At 68.3% G+C, this 15,668-nt stretch carries 16 protein-coding genes; 11 read left to right on the top strand and 5 right to left on the bottom strand.

Features of this window, described 5'->3' with window-relative positions; translation table 11 throughout:
• The first annotated feature begins 95 nt into the window (after window positions 1-95).
• The 4 genes from VKQ35_RS00555 (at window position 96) to VKQ35_RS00540 (ending at window position 4,818) form a co-directional block, all read left to right on the top strand.
• Window positions 96-1,274 carry an aspartate aminotransferase family protein gene (locus tag VKQ35_RS00555; protein ID WP_324358033.1) on the top strand — a complete coding sequence of 393 codons (1,179 nt, stop codon included), beginning with the start codon at window positions 96-98 and terminating at the stop codon, window positions 1,272-1,274.
• Entirely contained in the window at window positions 1,271-2,206 is a 936-nt protein-coding gene (argF, locus tag VKQ35_RS00550; protein ID WP_324357950.1) for an ornithine carbamoyltransferase, read from the top strand. The genes VKQ35_RS00555 and argF overlap by 4 nt, the downstream gene beginning before the upstream one ends.
• An 83-nt stretch (window positions 2,207-2,289) precedes the next feature.
• Complete coding sequence (locus tag VKQ35_RS00545) at window positions 2,290-3,864, top strand: serine hydrolase domain-containing protein (RefSeq protein WP_324357949.1); 1,575 nt, start codon at window positions 2,290-2,292, stop codon at window positions 3,862-3,864.
• A 48-nt stretch (window positions 3,865-3,912) separates the two neighbouring features.
• Window positions 3,913-4,818: an Hsp33 family molecular chaperone gene (locus VKQ35_RS00540; RefSeq protein ID WP_324357948.1), complete on the top strand. Its 906-nt coding sequence runs from the start codon at window positions 3,913-3,915 to the stop codon at window positions 4,816-4,818.
• Here the strand turns inward: VKQ35_RS00540 and VKQ35_RS00535 are convergent.
• Both VKQ35_RS00535 and metZ read right to left on the bottom strand, forming a co-directional pair.
• A complete protein-coding gene (locus tag VKQ35_RS00535; protein WP_324357946.1) occupies window positions 4,815-5,369 on the bottom strand; it encodes a surface-adhesin E family protein in 555 nt (184 codons plus the stop codon). The genes VKQ35_RS00540 and VKQ35_RS00535 overlap by 4 nt on opposite strands.
• Window positions 5,370-5,409: 40 nt before the next feature.
• Window positions 5,410-6,591 (bottom strand): O-succinylhomoserine sulfhydrylase, encoded by a 1,182-nt coding sequence (gene metZ / locus VKQ35_RS00530; RefSeq protein ID WP_324357944.1) that lies wholly within the window; start codon window positions 6,589-6,591, stop codon window positions 5,410-5,412.
• Window positions 6,592-6,925: 334 nt separating this feature from the next.
• On the opposite strand from metZ, the gene VKQ35_RS00525 reads away from it, so the two are divergent.
• The 4 genes from VKQ35_RS00525 (at window position 6,926) to VKQ35_RS00510 (ending at window position 10,881) form a co-directional block, all read left to right on the top strand.
• A complete protein-coding gene (locus tag VKQ35_RS00525; protein ID WP_324357943.1) occupies window positions 6,926-7,864 on the top strand; it encodes a hypothetical protein in 939 nt (312 codons plus the stop codon).
• Entirely contained in the window at window positions 7,864-8,508 is a 645-nt protein-coding gene (locus tag VKQ35_RS00520; RefSeq protein ID WP_324357942.1) for a hypothetical protein, read from the top strand. The genes VKQ35_RS00525 and VKQ35_RS00520 overlap by 1 nt, the downstream gene beginning before the upstream one ends.
• Before the next feature lie 12 nt (window positions 8,509-8,520).
• The gene (locus VKQ35_RS00515) at window positions 8,521-9,741 is read left to right on the top strand and encodes an alpha/beta hydrolase (protein ID WP_324357940.1); all 1,221 of its coding nucleotides are present in this window, start codon (window positions 8,521-8,523) and stop codon (window positions 9,739-9,741) included.
• Window positions 9,742-9,819: 78 nt separating this feature from the next.
• The gene (locus tag VKQ35_RS00510; protein ID WP_324357939.1) at window positions 9,820-10,881 is read left to right on the top strand and encodes a hypothetical protein; all 1,062 of its coding nucleotides are present in this window, start codon (window positions 9,820-9,822) and stop codon (window positions 10,879-10,881) included.
• Between the two features lie 308 nt (window positions 10,882-11,189).
• Here the strand turns inward: VKQ35_RS00510 and VKQ35_RS00505 are convergent, their stop codons facing one another.
• Together VKQ35_RS00505 and VKQ35_RS00500 are read right to left on the bottom strand one after the other, a co-directional pair.
• Window positions 11,190-11,789 (bottom strand): hypothetical protein, encoded by a 600-nt coding sequence (locus VKQ35_RS00505; protein ID WP_324357937.1) that lies wholly within the window; start codon window positions 11,787-11,789, stop codon window positions 11,190-11,192.
• Between the two features lie 122 nt (window positions 11,790-11,911).
• Entirely contained in the window at window positions 11,912-12,790 is an 879-nt protein-coding gene (locus tag VKQ35_RS00500; protein ID WP_324357935.1) for a LysR family transcriptional regulator, read from the bottom strand.
• Window positions 12,791-12,923: 133 nt separating this feature from the next.
• On the opposite strand from VKQ35_RS00500, the gene VKQ35_RS00495 reads away from it, so the two are divergent.
• Window positions 12,924-13,322: a nuclear transport factor 2 family protein gene (locus VKQ35_RS00495; RefSeq protein ID WP_324357934.1), complete on the top strand. Its 399-nt coding sequence runs from the start codon at window positions 12,924-12,926 to the stop codon at window positions 13,320-13,322.
• 115 nt (window positions 13,323-13,437) lie between these two features.
• Window positions 13,438-14,295, top strand: coding sequence for an isocitrate lyase/PEP mutase family protein (locus VKQ35_RS00490; RefSeq protein WP_324357932.1), 858 nt, complete (start codon window positions 13,438-13,440; stop codon window positions 14,293-14,295).
• Window positions 14,296-14,385: 90 nt separating this feature from the next.
• On the opposite strand, the gene VKQ35_RS00485 is transcribed toward VKQ35_RS00490, so the two are convergent.
• Entirely contained in the window at window positions 14,386-15,120 is a 735-nt protein-coding gene (locus VKQ35_RS00485) for a PEPxxWA-CTERM sorting domain-containing protein (protein WP_324357930.1), read from the bottom strand.
• A 252-nt stretch (window positions 15,121-15,372) separates the two neighbouring features.
• Between VKQ35_RS00485 and VKQ35_RS00480 the strand changes: the two genes are divergently transcribed.
• Window positions 15,373-15,668: 2'-deoxycytidine 5'-triphosphate deaminase domain-containing protein (locus VKQ35_RS00480; protein ID WP_324357928.1), on the top strand; the 296-nt coding region annotated here is incomplete at its 3' end.

Here is a 15,668-nt window from a genome sequence, read left to right as displayed (position 1 = left end):
AGTCCCCGTCGCCACGCGGCGGGGATGCTTCCGTTTTAAGGAGGGCTCCTCCGGTGACCAAGACGTCCGCCGCCCCCGTTCCCGCCGACCACATCATGGGTGTCTACAGCCGCACCCCGCTGGCGTTCGAGCGAGGCGAAGGCGCGCGCCTCTACACCGCCGATGGGGACGCCTATCTGGACTGCATGGCCGGCATTGCGGTGAACGCGCTGGGCCACGCCAACCCGATCCTGGTCAAGGCGCTGAAGGACCAGGCCGAGAAGCTCTGGCACGTCTCCAACATCTTCACGATCCCCGGCCAGGCCAGGCTCGCCAAGGCGCTGACCGACGCGTCGTTCGCCGACGTGGTGTTCTTCACCAACTCCGGCTCGGAAGCGATCGAAGTGGCGATCAAGACGGCGCGCAAGCACCACTGGGCCAAGGGCCATCCGGAGCGGATCGGCATCATCGGCTTCGAGGGCTCGTTCCATGGTCGAACGCTGGGCGCCATCAACGCGTCCGGCAACCCGAACTACCTGGAGGGCTTCGGCCCGCCGCTACCGGGCTTCATCCATCTGCCCTACGGCGACTTCGACGCCATCAAGGCCGCCGTCGGCCCGACCACCGCGGCGATTATCCTGGAGCCCGTGCAGGGCGAGGGCGGCGCGCGCTCCTGGCCCGAGCAGATGCTGCGCGACATCCGCAAGCTCTGCGACGAAACCGGCACGCTGCTGATCTACGACGAGATCCAATGCGGTCTTGGGCGCACCGGCAAGCTCTTCGCCCACGAGTGGGCGGGCGAGGCCGGCCCCGACATCATGGCGCTCGCCAAGGCGCTGGGCGGCGGCTTCCCGGTGGGCGCCTGCGTCGCCACCTGGGACGCGGCGCAGGGCATGACGGTGGGCAGCCATGGCTCGACCTACGGCGGCAATCCGCTGGCCATGGCGGTTGGCGAGGCGGCCCTGGCCGAGATCGTGAAGCCTGAGCTGATGACGCATGTGCGCGAGATCGCCGGCTTCTTCACCCAGCAGCTCACCGGTCTCACCGAGCGCTTCCCCGACGTGGTCGAGGAAATCCGCGGCAAGGGCCTCCTGATCGGCCTGAAGCTGAAGACGCCGAACCGCGAGTTCATGCAGCACGCCCGCGACAACCACCTGCTGCTGGCCGGCGGGGGCGACAATTGCGTGCGCCTGCTGCCGCCGCTGAACCTCACCCTCGAAGAGGCCAGCGAGGCGGTCGGCAAGCTGGAGGCGTCGTGCGAGGCCGCCAGAGCGAAGGCGAAGGAAGCCGCGTGAGCCAGGCGCCGCGCCACTTCCTCGATCTGTGGAAGCTCGAGGGCTCGGACCTGCGCGCGATCCTGGAGGACGCCAAGCGCCGCAAGGCCGCTCGCCTGGGCTGGCCCAAGGGCCGCCCAGACGCTGACGCGGTGGCCGACGGGCGCGTGCTGGCGATGATCTTCGAGAAGAATTCCACCCGCACCCGCTTCTCGTTCGACGCCGCCATGCGCCAGCTCGGCGGCGACACCCTGATCTCCAACGCCACCGACATGCAGCTTGGCCGTGGCGAGCCGATCGAGGACACCGCGCGCGTGCTCTCGCGCATGGTCGATGCGGTGATGATCCGCGCCAACAACCACCAGGACGTCGAACGCCTGGCCCTGGCGTCGAGCGTGCCGGTGATCAACGGCCTGTCGGACAAGAGCCATCCCTGCCAGATCATGGCCGACCTGCTCACCATAGAGGAGCATCGCGGGCCCGTGGGCGGCAAGACGCTGGCCTACGTCGGCGACGGCAACAACGTCTGCGCGAGCTTCATCCACGCCGCGCCGAAGCTGGGCTATCGGCTCAACATCGCTTCGCCCGCCATCTACCACCCCGACCTGCGCGACCTCGCGCGCGCGGCGGCCGAGCAGGGCATGGTCACCGCGTCTGACGACCCGCGCGCGGCGGTCAGGGACGCCGACGTGGTGATCACCGACACCTGGGTCTCCATGGGCGACACCGACCACGACGAGCGGATCGACGCGCTGGAGCCCTATCAGGTGGACGAGACCCTGATGGATCTCGCCAAGAATGACGCGGTCTTCCTGCACTGCCTGCCCGCCCACCGCGGCGAGGAGGTCACCGACGAGGTGATCGACGGGCCCAAGTCGCTGATCTGGGACGAGGCCGAGAACCGCCTGCATGCCCAGAAGTCGATCCTCGCCTGGTGCTTCGGCGCGATCTGACGCCAAAGGCGCTGCGAGCCGACATTTCATGTGACGAGGCGCGGCGCGAGGTCGTAGCGTCCCTCGGACGCGGGGACCGTTACATGAAGCTATCCATTGCGCTTGCGGCGTTTGTCATCGCCAGCTCGGCGCGGGCCGACGCCTTGGACGACCTCTTCGCCCGCTACAAGGCCGACACGCCAGGCTGCGCCATCGGCGTGGCCCGAGCCGGTCAGCCGACCCTCCTGCGCGGCTATGGCTCCGCCGACCTGGAGCACGGCGTTCCGATTACGCCGGACACAATTTTCGAGGCGGGGTCGGTCTCGAAGCAGTTCACGGCCGCGGCGATCCTGACCTTGGTCGCTGACGGCAAGATCGCGCTCTCCGACGACATCCGGAAATACCTGCCGGAGATGCCGGCCTATTCCGCGCCAATCACCGTCGACATGCTGCTGTCCCACACCAGCGGCCTGCGGGACTGGGGCGAGGTCGAGGACATCGCCGGCTGGCCGCGCGGCTCGCGGATCTACACCCACGACGAGGTGTTGCAGATCGCTGCACGCCAGAAGGCGCTGAACTACGCGCCGGGCACGGCCTATTCGTACACGAACACCGGCTACAACCTTGCGGCCATCATCGTGCAGCGGGTGAGCGGCCGGTCGCTGGCTGACTTCACCGCCGAGCGCCTGTTCAAGCCTCTGGGCATGGCCCACACCGGCTGGCGCGACGACTTCCGCCGCATCGTGCCGGGCCGCGCCCAAGCCTACGATCGTATCGGTGCGTCCTATCAACTCGACATGCCGTTCGAGAACGTCCACGGCAACAGCGCTCTGCTCACGACCGTGGGCGACCTTCTGATCTGGAACCAGGCGCTCACCGACCGCAAGCTGGGCGTCGTCGCCGACCAGTTGCAGCTATCGGCGGTGCTCAAGGACGGCAGCAAGATCGCCTATGCTCGGGGCCTGATGAACGAGAGCCACCGCGGCGTCGCCGAGGTCAGTCACAGCGGCTCCACGGCCGGGTACCGCGCCTGGCTCGCCCGCTATCCGGCGGAAGGCGTCTCCGTCGCCATGCTCTGCAATGCGGGAAACGCGTCCAGCGTTCCGGCCGGACGCCTGGCGGCTGATCTGTATCTCTCCCACCCGCCCACCGCCCCGGCGGCGGCTGAGCCGACCCCGCCATCCGAGCTGGCGGCGCGACCGGGCTTCTATGTGGGGCAGGGCGCCTTCGCCACCACCGAGATCGTCGCCGAGGGCCACGATCTGCGGCTCAAGGGCGGTCCGACGTTGCTGCGGCAGGCGGACGGCGCCTACCGCGCCGGCCCCTTTACGCTCCGCTTCCAGGCGGACGGCGGCATGGTCAGCCTGGGCGACAACGGCGACACCTTCAGGCGCGAGGCGCGGGTGACGCCCACACCGGCCGACCTCGCCCTGCTGGCTGGGACCTACGTCAGCGACGAGGCCGGCGCGACGCTGCGGGTCAGCGTCAGGGACGGGGCGCTGGCGATGGTCCCGAGCGATCGCCCGAGCGACGCGGTCGTCCTGACCGCGGCGTTCAAGGACGGCTTCCTGCGGCCCTACGCCCTCGTCCGCTTCCAGCGCAACAAGGCGGGCAAGGTGACCGGCCTGAGCTACAAAGGCGGCCGCGTCTGGAACCTGCGGTTCCGCAAAACCGGCTGACCCACCGCGAGGCTCGCAATCGGCGCGTTCTGCCCTATATCGGCGCCCATGCCTGCTTCCTCTCCCATTCCTGACGACGCCGTCACCGCCTTCCAGATCGAGGGCGAGCCGGTGCGCGGGCGCCTGGCGCGCCTGGGCCCGGCGATCGATACCATCCTGCGCGGCCACGACTATCCCGAGCCGGTGGCGAACCTGCTGGGTGAGGCCTGCGCGCTGGCCGCCCTGGTCGGCTCCAACCTGAAGTTCGAGGGCCGGCTGATCATCGAGGCGCGAGGGAACGGCCCGGTGCGCTTCGTGGTCGCCGACTACGATACGTCGGGCGGCCTGCGCGGCTACTGCGGCTTTGACGCCGACCAGGTGGCGGCGGCGGCCACCGGGTTCGTGCGGCCGGGCGCGAAGTCGCTGCTGGGCGAAGGCCACTTCATGATGACCGTGGACCAGGGCCCTGACATGGACCGCTACCAGGGCGTCACCGCCATCGAGGGCGAGACCCTGGCGCTCTGCGCCGAGCAGTATTTCGCCCAGTCCGAACAGACGCCGACGCGGGTGCGGCTGGCGGTCTCGCTCGCGGACGGCCTGTGGCGCGCGGGCGGCATGCTGATCCAGTCGGTCGCCGAGGACGACGCGCGGGGTTCGACCACCGAAGCCTGGATCCGCACCCAGGCCTTCTTCGAGACGGTCGGCGAGGACGAGCTGACCGACCCGGTGCTGTCGTCGCAGCAGCTCTTGTTCCGCCTGTTCCACGAGGATGGCGTGCGCGTCTTCAGCTCGCAGCCGCTGCGCGCCTTCTGCCGCTGCAGCCAGGAGCGGATCGAGACGGTGCTGAAGTCCTTCGACGCCGCCGACCGCGCCGACATGGTCGAGCCCGACGGCAAGATCCACGTTACCTGCGAGTACTGCTCGAAGCTCTACGCCGTGGCGCCCGAGGCCTTGGAGGCCGCGCCGGCGTCCTAGGAGGGCGTCGCCGGCGGTGCGCCGAGTTGGGGCTCCAGCGGCTTGCCGCTGAGCACCGCCTTGCAGATCACCTGGATGGTGGCGACCTGGAATTCGTTGGGCGTGATCCAGTCGGCGTCGGCGGCGGGTTTGCGGGCCAGTTCGCCCTGTAGGTTGTTGTGACTGTAGATGGTCATGCTGAGCACCGAATAGCGGGTGCCCGCGCAGTCCACCGACCAGTGCGCCAGCCCCGACCGCGCCAGGCCCGCGCCCATCTGGACCGGCTTGAACAGCTCGGTGCGGATGTCGGCCTCGATGGTGTGGGGCCCCTTGGCCTTGCCGCCCTCCGGCCGCACGAAGCGCGCGCCCTCCAGGTCGTGGGTGATCAGCGTCCACATGTCGGCGTCGATGTAGGCCGACGCCCAGGCCTCCACGTCACCGACATTCAGGCTGGCCGGCGGCGGCGGATCGCCGGCGGCGGGTTTGGCGGCGGGCTTCGGAGCGCAGACGCCGGTCCCGGCCAGGGCCGCCGAGATCACCCCGCCCAATACTGCCGCCCGCATGTGCATCATGTCCGTCACCCTGCCACGAACGGCCGGCTTCGCGAAGAGTTCAGGCGGCGTCGAGCGCGCGGCTGACGTCGCGCGACAGGTCGCCGGCGCCCTCCAGGCCCACGCTCATCCTGACCCAGCCCTCGGTCAGGCCGATCTCCAGCCGTTCGGCCTCGGGCATGGAGCGGTGGGTGGTGGTGCAGGGGTGGGTGGCCATCGACTTGGCGTCGCCCAGGTTGTTGGAGATGTCGACGATCTGCAGCGCGTTGAGGAAGCGGAACGCCGCCTCGCGGCTCCCCAGATCGAAGGCCACCACGTTGCCGCCGCCGGTCATCTGGTTGGCGATGATCGCCGCCTGCGGGTGGTCGGGGCGGCCGCAGTAGATGGTCTTCTTCACCTTGCCGCTGGCCGCGAAGACGTTCGCGACCTTGCCGGCGTTCTCGGTCTGGCGCCGCACCCGCAGCTCCAGCGTCTCCAGCGCCTTCAGCAGCACCCAGCTGTTGAACGGCGACATGGCCGGGCCGGTATGGCGCAGGATGTCCTTGTAGGACTCGGTCATCAGGTCCGTGGCGCCCAGGATCGCGCCGCCGAGCACCCGGCCCTGGCCGTCGATGTGCTTGGTCGCCGAATAGACGACGATGTCGGCGCCCAGCGCCAAGGGCTTCTGGAAGATCGGGGTGGCGAAGACGTTGTCGACCACCAGCTTGGCGCCGGCGGCGTGCGCGATCTCGGCGACCGCGCCGATGGCGGTGACCTCCAGCAGCGGATTGGCCGGGCTCTCGACCAGGAACGCCTTGGTGTTGGGCCGAACCGCATTCTTCCAGGCCTCCAGGTCGGTGGCGTCGACGTAGGTGGTCTCGACCCCGAAGCGCGGCAGCCATTCGGAGATGATCCAGCGGCAGGAGCCGAACAGCGCCCGGCCCGCCACCAGGTGGTCGCCGGCTTTCAGCAGGCCGGTCAGCGCCACGTGCACCGCGCTCATGCCCGATGCGGTGGCGCGGCAGACCTCGGCGCCTTCCAAGAGCGCCAGGCGGTCCTCGAACATCTGCGTCGTGGGGTTGCCGAAGCGCTGGTAGATGAAGCCCGGCCCGCCGGCGAACCGCGCGTCGGCGTCTTCGGCGCTGTCATAGGCGAAGCTCTGGGTCAGGTAGAGCGCCTCGGAGATCTCGCCGTAGGGGCTGCGGGCCATGCCGCCGCGCACCAGCCGGGTCTCGACTTCCCAGTCGCGCGGATCTTCAGCCATGGCGGGTCTCCCTTGCAGGACGGTGCTTGAACGGCAGACGGGGCGGGGCGTCAACCCGGGCTTTCCTGCAAACGCGCGCAACGGCGCTTACCGCCGCGGTGGGGAGCCACTTCAGACCGTGCCCCCACGCCATCGGTGCGTCAGTGGGAGATATTGCGTCCACGCCACAAATAGGACATTCGCGGCTCACCGGGCGGTGGCCTAGTTCCACCGCCATGCCGGCGACCGCTTCCGACCGGTTGCGGACGTGTCCGCCGAAGCGAGTTGAACGCGGACGGGCCGGGGTCCAATGGGGGTCCAGCCGAACACGCGCGGCGCAAAGGGGGAAGCATTCGTGGATATCGCTAGATTGTTTGCGTCCAGTGGATTTCTGTTTGTCTATTCCGGACTGCTGATTTTCCTGACCGTCGTTGCGATTGTTCGCAATCAGATCTCGATCAACGCGGAAGCCGAGGCGTCCCGCGGCATCATCAAGCTGGTCGACGCCGCCCATCACCTCGATGGGTCCGGCAAGGTCGCGCAACTGCTTTTGCTGAACGAGTCCACGGGCGCGCGCATCCTGACCCATGCGGCCTGCCGCGCGGACGACCTTGGGGAGCACAAGGTCTGGCGGAACCCCAGCTCCGCGGCCGCCAGGGCGACCGCCAGCTATCTGGGCGTGATGGCGGCCGTGCCGGCGGGGCGCCACAGCGTCGAGGGCCTGCGTCCCGCGCGAACGATGCTGGAGGACGAGTACCGGCGGCTGCACAGGGGCCTGAGCGGCTTTGGCGACTTCATCATCCGGGTGGCGCTGCTCGGCACCTTCATGGGCCTGATCGCGGCGCTGACCATCGCCAGCGCGAACATCGGCGCCGAGCAAGGGACGGCCGAGGCGCAGAGCGCGCACATGCGCGACTTCATCCAGGTGCTGCTGGCGACCGCGGCCAACAAGTTCTGGATCTCCGCGGTGGGCGTCGGTTGCGCGCTGATCGTGCAGATCTACCGCTCCACCTCGGAGAAGGCGCAGCACATCGCGCGGCTGGGCGACGCCTTCGATCATGCGCTCACCGATCCCGCCATCGCCGCGGCCTGGTGCCCGCCGGACCTGGGTTCGATGAGCCAGCAGGAGGCCGAGCTGCACCTGATGAAAGAAGCTATCTTCGCGCGGATCCAGAAGCTGGACCTGTCGCCGCTCAGCGAGGCGATCGCCGAGACGGCCGCGGCCATCAAGGCCAATGCGAAGGGCGGCCTGCTCTCGTTCGGGCCGGCGCCGTCGCGGCGGAGCGGCGAGTGATGCCCGGACGGCTGCGGCGACGCTCCGCCGCCCCGGCGCTGGAGGAGGGCGAAGGGCCCTTCGTGTCGTTCACCGACCTTTTCATCGGAATCCTGTTCCTGTTCCTCATCCTGGTGGCGGCGCTGATGCTGATGCATCAGCAGGCCGAGCAACGGGCCAGGATCGAGATCCAGACGCTGGCCGAGAAGATCCGGCAGCTGGAGGCCGAGCTCGCCAAGCGGCCCAAGCCCACGCCGCCGACGCCGGCGTTCCGCCTGGGCATCGTCTTCAACATCTATCAGAGGCCGGCGGTCTTCGACGGTTCGGGCTGGACCTATTCCCGCACGGTCCGGGTGTTCCGCGCGCCGACCGGCGACTGCATCAACACCGTCTGGCTGCGCAGCAACCTGAGCACGGCCTGGATGCCGCCGCTGGCGTCGGAGAAGATTCCCACGGGGGCGCAGCGGGACCAGCTTTCGCAGTTCCAGCCCTGCGGCATTTCCGCCTCCGGCGATCATTGGGACTTGCCGACAGAGACCGGAAATCTGAAGCGCGTAACGCCGGATCTCTACAGCGGCTACGTCACCCTCCACGAGAAGGAGGGCGATGTGAAACTGGAGATGCAGTACCGGGTCCTGGGCGTCTACGATGACTATTTCCGCTGATCGTCGCGTTTCATGAGATCCGGTTTCGCCCCGTTGGCCTGCGCCGGCGTGCTGGCGCTGGCCTGGCCCACCGCCGCGCCGGCGCAACGGACGATCTCGCTGGGCGGCAGCGCGCCCGACGCCCCGTTCCCGCTGACCGACGCCGGGCCCAAGGTTCCGGCGGTCGATCCGGCCACCCTGCAGGGCCTGCCCTCGGCGCGCGACTACCGTCCGCCAGACGGGATCGGCTTCAAGGCCGCCGACTTCGTCAGCGAGAACGTGCGCCTGACCGCCCAGTGGTTCTGGGCGGACGAGAACGACGGCAAGAAACTGCCCACGGTGATCGTGGCGCCGGGCTGGGGCGCCACGGCCGCGACCGCCCGCCAGGACGCCGTCGACCTGGCGCGCGCCGGCTACCGGGTCATGCTGTTCGACTACCGGGGCTGGGGCGAGAGCGACGGGCGGGTGATGCTCACCGGCGCGCGGCCGCCGGCGGGCGGGACGTTCACCGGCGAGGTGCGGGAACTGCGCGGCTACATCGACCCGCGGGAGCAGGTCGAGGACTGGTCCAACGCCTTCAGCTATGCCGCCGCCGATCCACTGGTGGACGCCCAGCGCATCGGCGTCCTGGGGTCCGATCTCGCCGGCGGCCACGTCATCTATGCGGCGGCCTTCGAGCCGCGGATCAAGGCGCTGGTCAGCCAGGTGAGCCGGATGGACACCCGCCCCTCCAAGCCCTTCCAGGCCGACCCCGCCCGGGTGATCGCCGAGGCCGACGCCGCCGCCTCGCGCCTCGCCACCGGCGAGGCGCAGTATCCGGCCGAGCCGGCGCGCCCCCTTCTTGGCATACCGGTCGGAAACAAGGTGGCGCGCTGGACCCCGATCGACCAGGCGGAGGATGTGACCGCGCCGGCGCTGTTCGTGCTCGCCCAAAAGGAGGAGCTGTTCTCCAACACCCACAACGGCCAGCTGGCCTGCGAGGAGGTGAAGGGGCCGCGCAAGATGGTGATGCTGCCCGAGGCCACCCACTACGACATCTATGTCTGGCAGCGGACGCGGGCGATCAACGCCGCCATCGACTGGTTCGATCGCTACCTGAAGCCCCCCGGCGCGCCGACCCGGGTCCCGCTCGACCCCAAGCAACCGGCGCGCGGCGACTGCAACCCGCCGCCGCCGCCGCCGTCGGGCGACTCGGACAAGAACGGCAGCGGCGAAGGCCACAAGTCGCCGCCCACCTCGGGCCGCTTCAACTGACGCGTGCTTGAACTTGGCGGACGCTCGGCGCCAAACTGGCGGCAGACCGCGAAGCGGCGAGGGCAGGAGGACGACGCGATGACCAGAGGCACGATGTCTGCGGCCGCCATGGCGGCGGTGTTGCTCGCCGGCCCGGCGCTCGCCCAAGGCCAAGCTCAGGCCGACAAGGCGCCCCCGGCCGCCCCGGCCAAGGCCCTGGCCCGCGACTTCAGCGGCGTCTGGACCAACGCCACGGTGACCCGGCTCGAACGCCCGGCAAGCTTCTCGACGCTGGTCGTGCCGAAGGCCCAGGCCGACGAGGTCGCCAAGGCCACGAAGGCGCGCAACGCCCAGGCCAACGGCGACTCGGACCTCAGCAAGGGAAACTTCAAGGACGAGAACGCGACCGCCGGCTACAACGCCTTCTGGATCGACAGCGGCGACAGCCTGATGCGCGTCCGCGGCGAGGCGCGGTCCTCGTTCATCACCAGCCCCGCCGACGGGAAGATGCCGTTCAAGAACCGCGCGAAGAGCCTCGCGCTGATGAACCGCGACGGGGTCGAGTATCAGTCCGGCAAGGGCGCCTACACCGATCCGGAGGACCTGCCGCTGCGCGAGCGCTGCCTGATCTCGCAGAGCGACGCCGGCGGGCCGGTGATGCTGAACGCGATCTACAACAACAACTACAGCTTCGTCGTCACGCCCGGCTATTTCGTGATCAATCTGGAGATGAACCACGACGTCCGGATCGCCCCGATCTTCGCGTCGGCGAAAGAGGCCCGCGCGCATCACCAGCCGGCCACGATCCGGCCGTGGCTCGGCGACACGGTGGCCTGGTGGGACGGCGACACCCTGGTCACCGAGACGAAGAACGTGAACCCCATCCAGGAAGGCCGCACGCTCACCCCCGTCTCGGCCCAGGGCACGGTCACCGAACGGTTCACCCGGATCGCCAAGAACGAACTGCTCTATCAGTTCACGGTCGACGATCCGACGCACTACACCCAGGCCTGGTCGGGCGAGTATTCCTTCAAGCCCTCCAAGGGGCAGATCTACGAATACGCCTGCCATGAGGGGAACTACGCGATGGTCGGCATCCTCCGCGGCGCCCGCCTGAAGGAAGCGGCGGCGGCGGCCGCGGCGGCCAAGGGCGGCAACTGATCGGGCGGCGCCGGGGTTTCTTTACGACCACGGAAGACACCGGCGAAGTGCGCTGGTCTTCCGAGGCTCCGCGCGAGCGGAGCCTCAGTCATTTCACCACCAAGCACACCAAGCACACCAAGAACGCCAAGATCGCAAAGGCGACACGAAGGCCTCAAAGACCACGAAGATCACGAAGGGGCCGCGCAAGCGGTGGCGCCGCGCCAGGCTGGGCGTCTTCGTGATCTTCGTGTCCTTGGTGGTCTTGGTGTTCAAAGACTGAGCCTCCGCTGCGCGGAGGCCCGAAGACGAACCCGCGGTCGCAGCGCTCAGGACGTGTTGGGCGCGTGGACGGCGGGGCCGGGGCGGGTGAGGCTCGCCCCCTCCACCAGCCGCTCTTCGGCGGCCGGTCCCCCTCCCGCCGTCGCTGCCGCGACGGGGGAGGTGAGGGGCGGCGCGAAGCCGAGGTCGCGGCAGAGGCGCGCGATCAGGTCGTCGATGGGCGTGTCCAGGAAGTCGTCCTCGCCCTCCATCTCGTCCAGCCGGGCGTTGAGGTCGTCGCGGAACAGCTCCGCCTCCTCGTCGTCCTCCAGCTCGTTCCAGACATGGCGGGTGATCGCGGTGCGCAGGCGCACGCGCTTGACGTGGCGGGGGATGAGTTCGGGATGCAGCTCAGGCTCGCGCGCGGCCGCCTCGCCCGCCAGACGCTCAGCCTCGAGCCGCTCGGCCTCCAGCTTGCGGTGGATCAGGATCGACTGGCGCACGCCCCGCGCCAGCTTGGCCAGCGAGCCGGTCAGCTTGACGAAGTCGTCCGTCGTCTCCGCCTCCAGCAGTCGCCGCTGCGCCTCCCGCGCCGCGGCATGCATCCACTCGGCCAGCTCGCCCAGGATCTCTTCCCGGCGTTCAGCGGTGGCGGTGGGGTCGGACATGAACAAAACAAGAACATAGGTCGAGGCCGGAGTCAAGTTTTTGATGCGTGGCGGGTCGCCCGGGCCCGTCCTCGGAGGGCGCCCTCACCGGACATCACCTGGTTTTCTCGTCTTCCTGGGAGTCAGGACCCCGCCCGCGCTATGAAATTGCGCACGACGGGCGATGTCTCTCCGCGCCGGTAAGCGAGGGCGAGTTGGGTCGTCGGCGACTGGCCGGCGATCGGACGATAGGCGATGCCCGCTACGCGCATTTGCATCATCGAGGCCGGGACGATTGACACGCCCAGCTCCGCAGCCACGAGATTCACGATCGTGGAAAAGTGCGGCGCGAGCTGGCTGATGTCCGGTTCGAAGCCGGCCTTTCGACAGGCGTCGACAATAGTGTCGTAGATCGTTGGCGCGACGTCCCGCGGGAACAGCAGAAACGGGTCGTGCGCCAGCATTGCGAGATCGACCCTCTTGAGGGCGGCCGCCCGGTGCGCCTTTGGAAGGGCGACCACCATGGGCTCCTCCGCGAGCGGCTTCAGTTGCAACTCTTCGCCGGCGGACGCGCCTGGCCGCAGGAACGCCGCATCGAACGCGCCTTCCTGCAAACCGACGACGAGCCGCGCCGTATTGGCCTCTTCGAGCGTGAGATGGATTTCCGGATAGGCGCGTCTAAAGGCGCGGATTGCGGACGGCGCCACGCCGTTGAACGTCGTCGACGGGGTGAAGCCAATACGCAGCGATCCGGTCTCGCCCCGCGACGCGCGCCGCGCCGCCAGGGTCGCTCTCTCAGCAATGAACGGCATCTCCTTCACGCCAGCCAGGAAGGCTTTGCCCGCCTCGGTGAGCTCAGCGCCGTGGGCCAAGCGACGAAACAGCGCCGCGCCAACCTCTCTTTCCAGGTCCTTGATCTGCTGGCTCAGTGGCGGCTGCCCGATGCCAACCTTGGCCGCCGCCCGCGTGAAATGCCGTTCCTCGGCGACTGCCAGGAAATACCGGATGTGGCGCAGCTCCACGGCCATCTCCAAAACAGATCAAGAGAGCCTGTAGCATATATTGGATCAATGAGGTGGCCAGTTCTACGTCTTGCGGCAGGACATCTCGTCCTCGTCGAGCAAGCAGTTGCTCGCGCATTGACAGGAGGAACTCATGATCACCGAAGCTTACGTTCGCCAGGTTTTCCAAGGCCTTGAACAAGGCGATGGCGCCGGTTTCTTTGCGTATGTCGACGACAGGGTCGACTGGATCGTCGAAGGCACGCATCCGCTGGCGGGTCACTACAGGTCGAAGGCCGACTTCGCCGCGGGTACGTTCGCGAAGCTTGGCAAGGTTCTGCCCAATGGGGCTCAACTCGTCGTCGAGCACCTGCTCGTGAAGGACGATGAGGCTGTCGTGGAGCTCCACTCCCTCGCCACGGCGAAGAACGGCATGCGGTTCGACAACCGGTACTGCTGGGTGGTCCATTTCGCGGACGGCGTCATCGACAGAGTGAGGGCCTACCTCGACTCGGCGATGGTCGCGCGTCTCTTCCAGGAAAACCCGATCTAGCGAAAGACGTCTCAGTTGGGTCCGGCAACGCTGGGCCTGGCTGGCGTGAACCTGGATCGATCTAGAGAACAGGAGGGAAGTGATGCCCATTTCTCATATTCAGGCGCTGCGAGGGATGTTGCGCGAGGAGCGGGGCGTCGTTCTGCCCGGCGCGCCAAACGCGCTCGCTGCACGGATCATCGCCGATCTTGGCTTTAAGGCCGTCTATCTGACCGGCGCCGGCCTCACCAATACGCACCTCGGCCTGCCGGACCTTGGGTTCATGGATTTAAGCCAGGTGGCCGATCATGTGATGGCGATCCGATGTGTGATCGACCTGCCGCTCGTGGTGGACGCCGATACGGGCTTTGGCAACGCCATCAACGTCACCCACACGGTTCGCGTCCTGGAGCAGGCCGGCGCCAGCGCCGTTCAGATCGAGGACCAGCGAGCGCCAAAGCGATGCGGACACTTCGACGGCAAGGCGCTGATTCCCCTCGAAGAGATGGTGGGTAAGGTGCGCGCGGCGGTCGATACGCGACGGCAGGATCTGGTCGTCATCGCCCGCACCGACGCCTGTGCGGTCGAGGGTTTCGAAGCCGCCATCGAACGGGCCGGCCGCTACATCGAGGCGGGCGCGGACGTCACATTCGTCGAGGCGCCGGAGAGCCTTGACGATCTCAAGGCGCTTCCCCGCCGACTGAAGGCGCCCCAACTCGTCAACATGGTGCTCGGCGGCAAGACACCGATCGTCGACGCGAAGGCGGCGGGCGAAATGGGGTTCAGCCTGGTGCTCTACGCCAACGCGGCGTTGCAGGGCGCGGTGCAGGGCATGCAGTCGACCCTGTCGACGCTGAAGGAGAAGGGCCTCCTCGATGAGCGCGGCGTGACGTCATTCGCGGAGCGGCAGAGGCTGGTGGACAAGCCCGCCTACGACCTCATGGAGGCCCGCTACGCGGCGCATGCCGCGGCTGAGAACTCTGGCCCCTATTGACCGGGAGAGGCGGGAACGATGACGAACCAACATCCAGAGGTCAGAGAACCGAGGGGACGGGAACGCCTGTCCCCAAGACTTCTTGACGCGTCAGGCCGCGTGCGCGGCGCGGCGGCGCCGCAGCGCCGCGCCGGCCAGGCCGAAGCCGCCGATCATCAGCGCCCAGGTCGCGGGTTCGGGCACGGCCTGGACCGTGACCGTTCCGAACGTCGAGACTGACACTTCCACAGAATTGTTTCCGTCCTGATCCTGGGAGAACAGAAGGGTGGACTGAGCCAAGGCGTCCGTATAGACGCCGGGCGCAAGATCCGGGCTGAGGCTGGAAATGCGGCCAGTGGAATCGAAGATGTACAGGGCCAGTTGCTCGGCGGTTGAGTCCGTGCCGGCCTGGGTCGCCACGGCGTACTCCCAGTTGGGGTTCGTCGAGTCCGTGAAGTCGCCCACGAACGCTTCAAAGTTGGGGGCGGTTACGCCGCAAAGCCCTACGTAGCCGCAAGGCGTCACGTCCGCGCCGTTCACCTGGGCGGTCGCCGACAGGATCGGCGACGGCGTGTCGCCGAAGCTGACGATGGTCTGGAAGGTCGAATCGCCGAATTCCTGCGTGGAGAACGGCAGGCCGGTGTCGATCCGGAAGCTCATCGTCAGGGTCTTTCCGGCCCAGCCGTCGTCCCCCAACATATTGTTGTCCTCGTTGAAGAGGTCGCCCGGCTGAATGACGCCGGAATAGTTGAGTTGATAGATCGTCGCCGCGGCCGGCAAGGCGGTGGCCGAGAGGCCGAACGCAGTGACCGCGGCCAGGGCCGCCCGACGCATCTGTAAACGCATGTCGCTGATCCCGACCTTGGCTTCGCCGCACCTGGCTTGCCTAAGGCGAAGGTTAGCTGGCGGCGCAGGCGGCGCCTATTGGACTAAAGTCCTAGGACCTTCCCCTGAGAGGCGACCTCTGAGAGGCGACCTCAGGCCGGTCAACCCTGCCGCAGGCCGACCTCCTGAAGCTCAGCGAAGGGTCGCATCCGCGCCCGACCCGCAACCCCGCCCCTTGCAACCTCCGCCGTCTCCGCTAACTCTTCGCCGCCCATGAGCGCCTTTCAACGCCCGGGCATCCTGCCCTGCCAAGCCATCGACGCCCTGATCGCCCAGGGCGCGATCACGGCCGACAGTCCCTTCGAGCCTGACCAGGTGCAGCCGGCGAGCCTGGACCTGCGGCTGGGGGGCCGCGCGTGGCGGGTGCGGGCCTCGTTTCTGCCCGGCGCGCATACGGTGCGCGAGCGGATCGCCGGCGTCGCGATGCACGAGGTGGACCTGACGGTGGGCGCGGTGCTGGAGCGCGGCTGCGTCTACATCGCCGAGCTGCAGGAGCGGCTGAAGCTGCC

This window comes from Phenylobacterium sp. (assembly GCF_035309685.1).
GTDB lineage: Bacteria > Pseudomonadota > Alphaproteobacteria > Caulobacterales > Caulobacteraceae > Phenylobacterium.
Note: the sequence above shows the minus strand (reverse complement) of the source record. Positions and strands in the feature narration are given on the sequence as shown.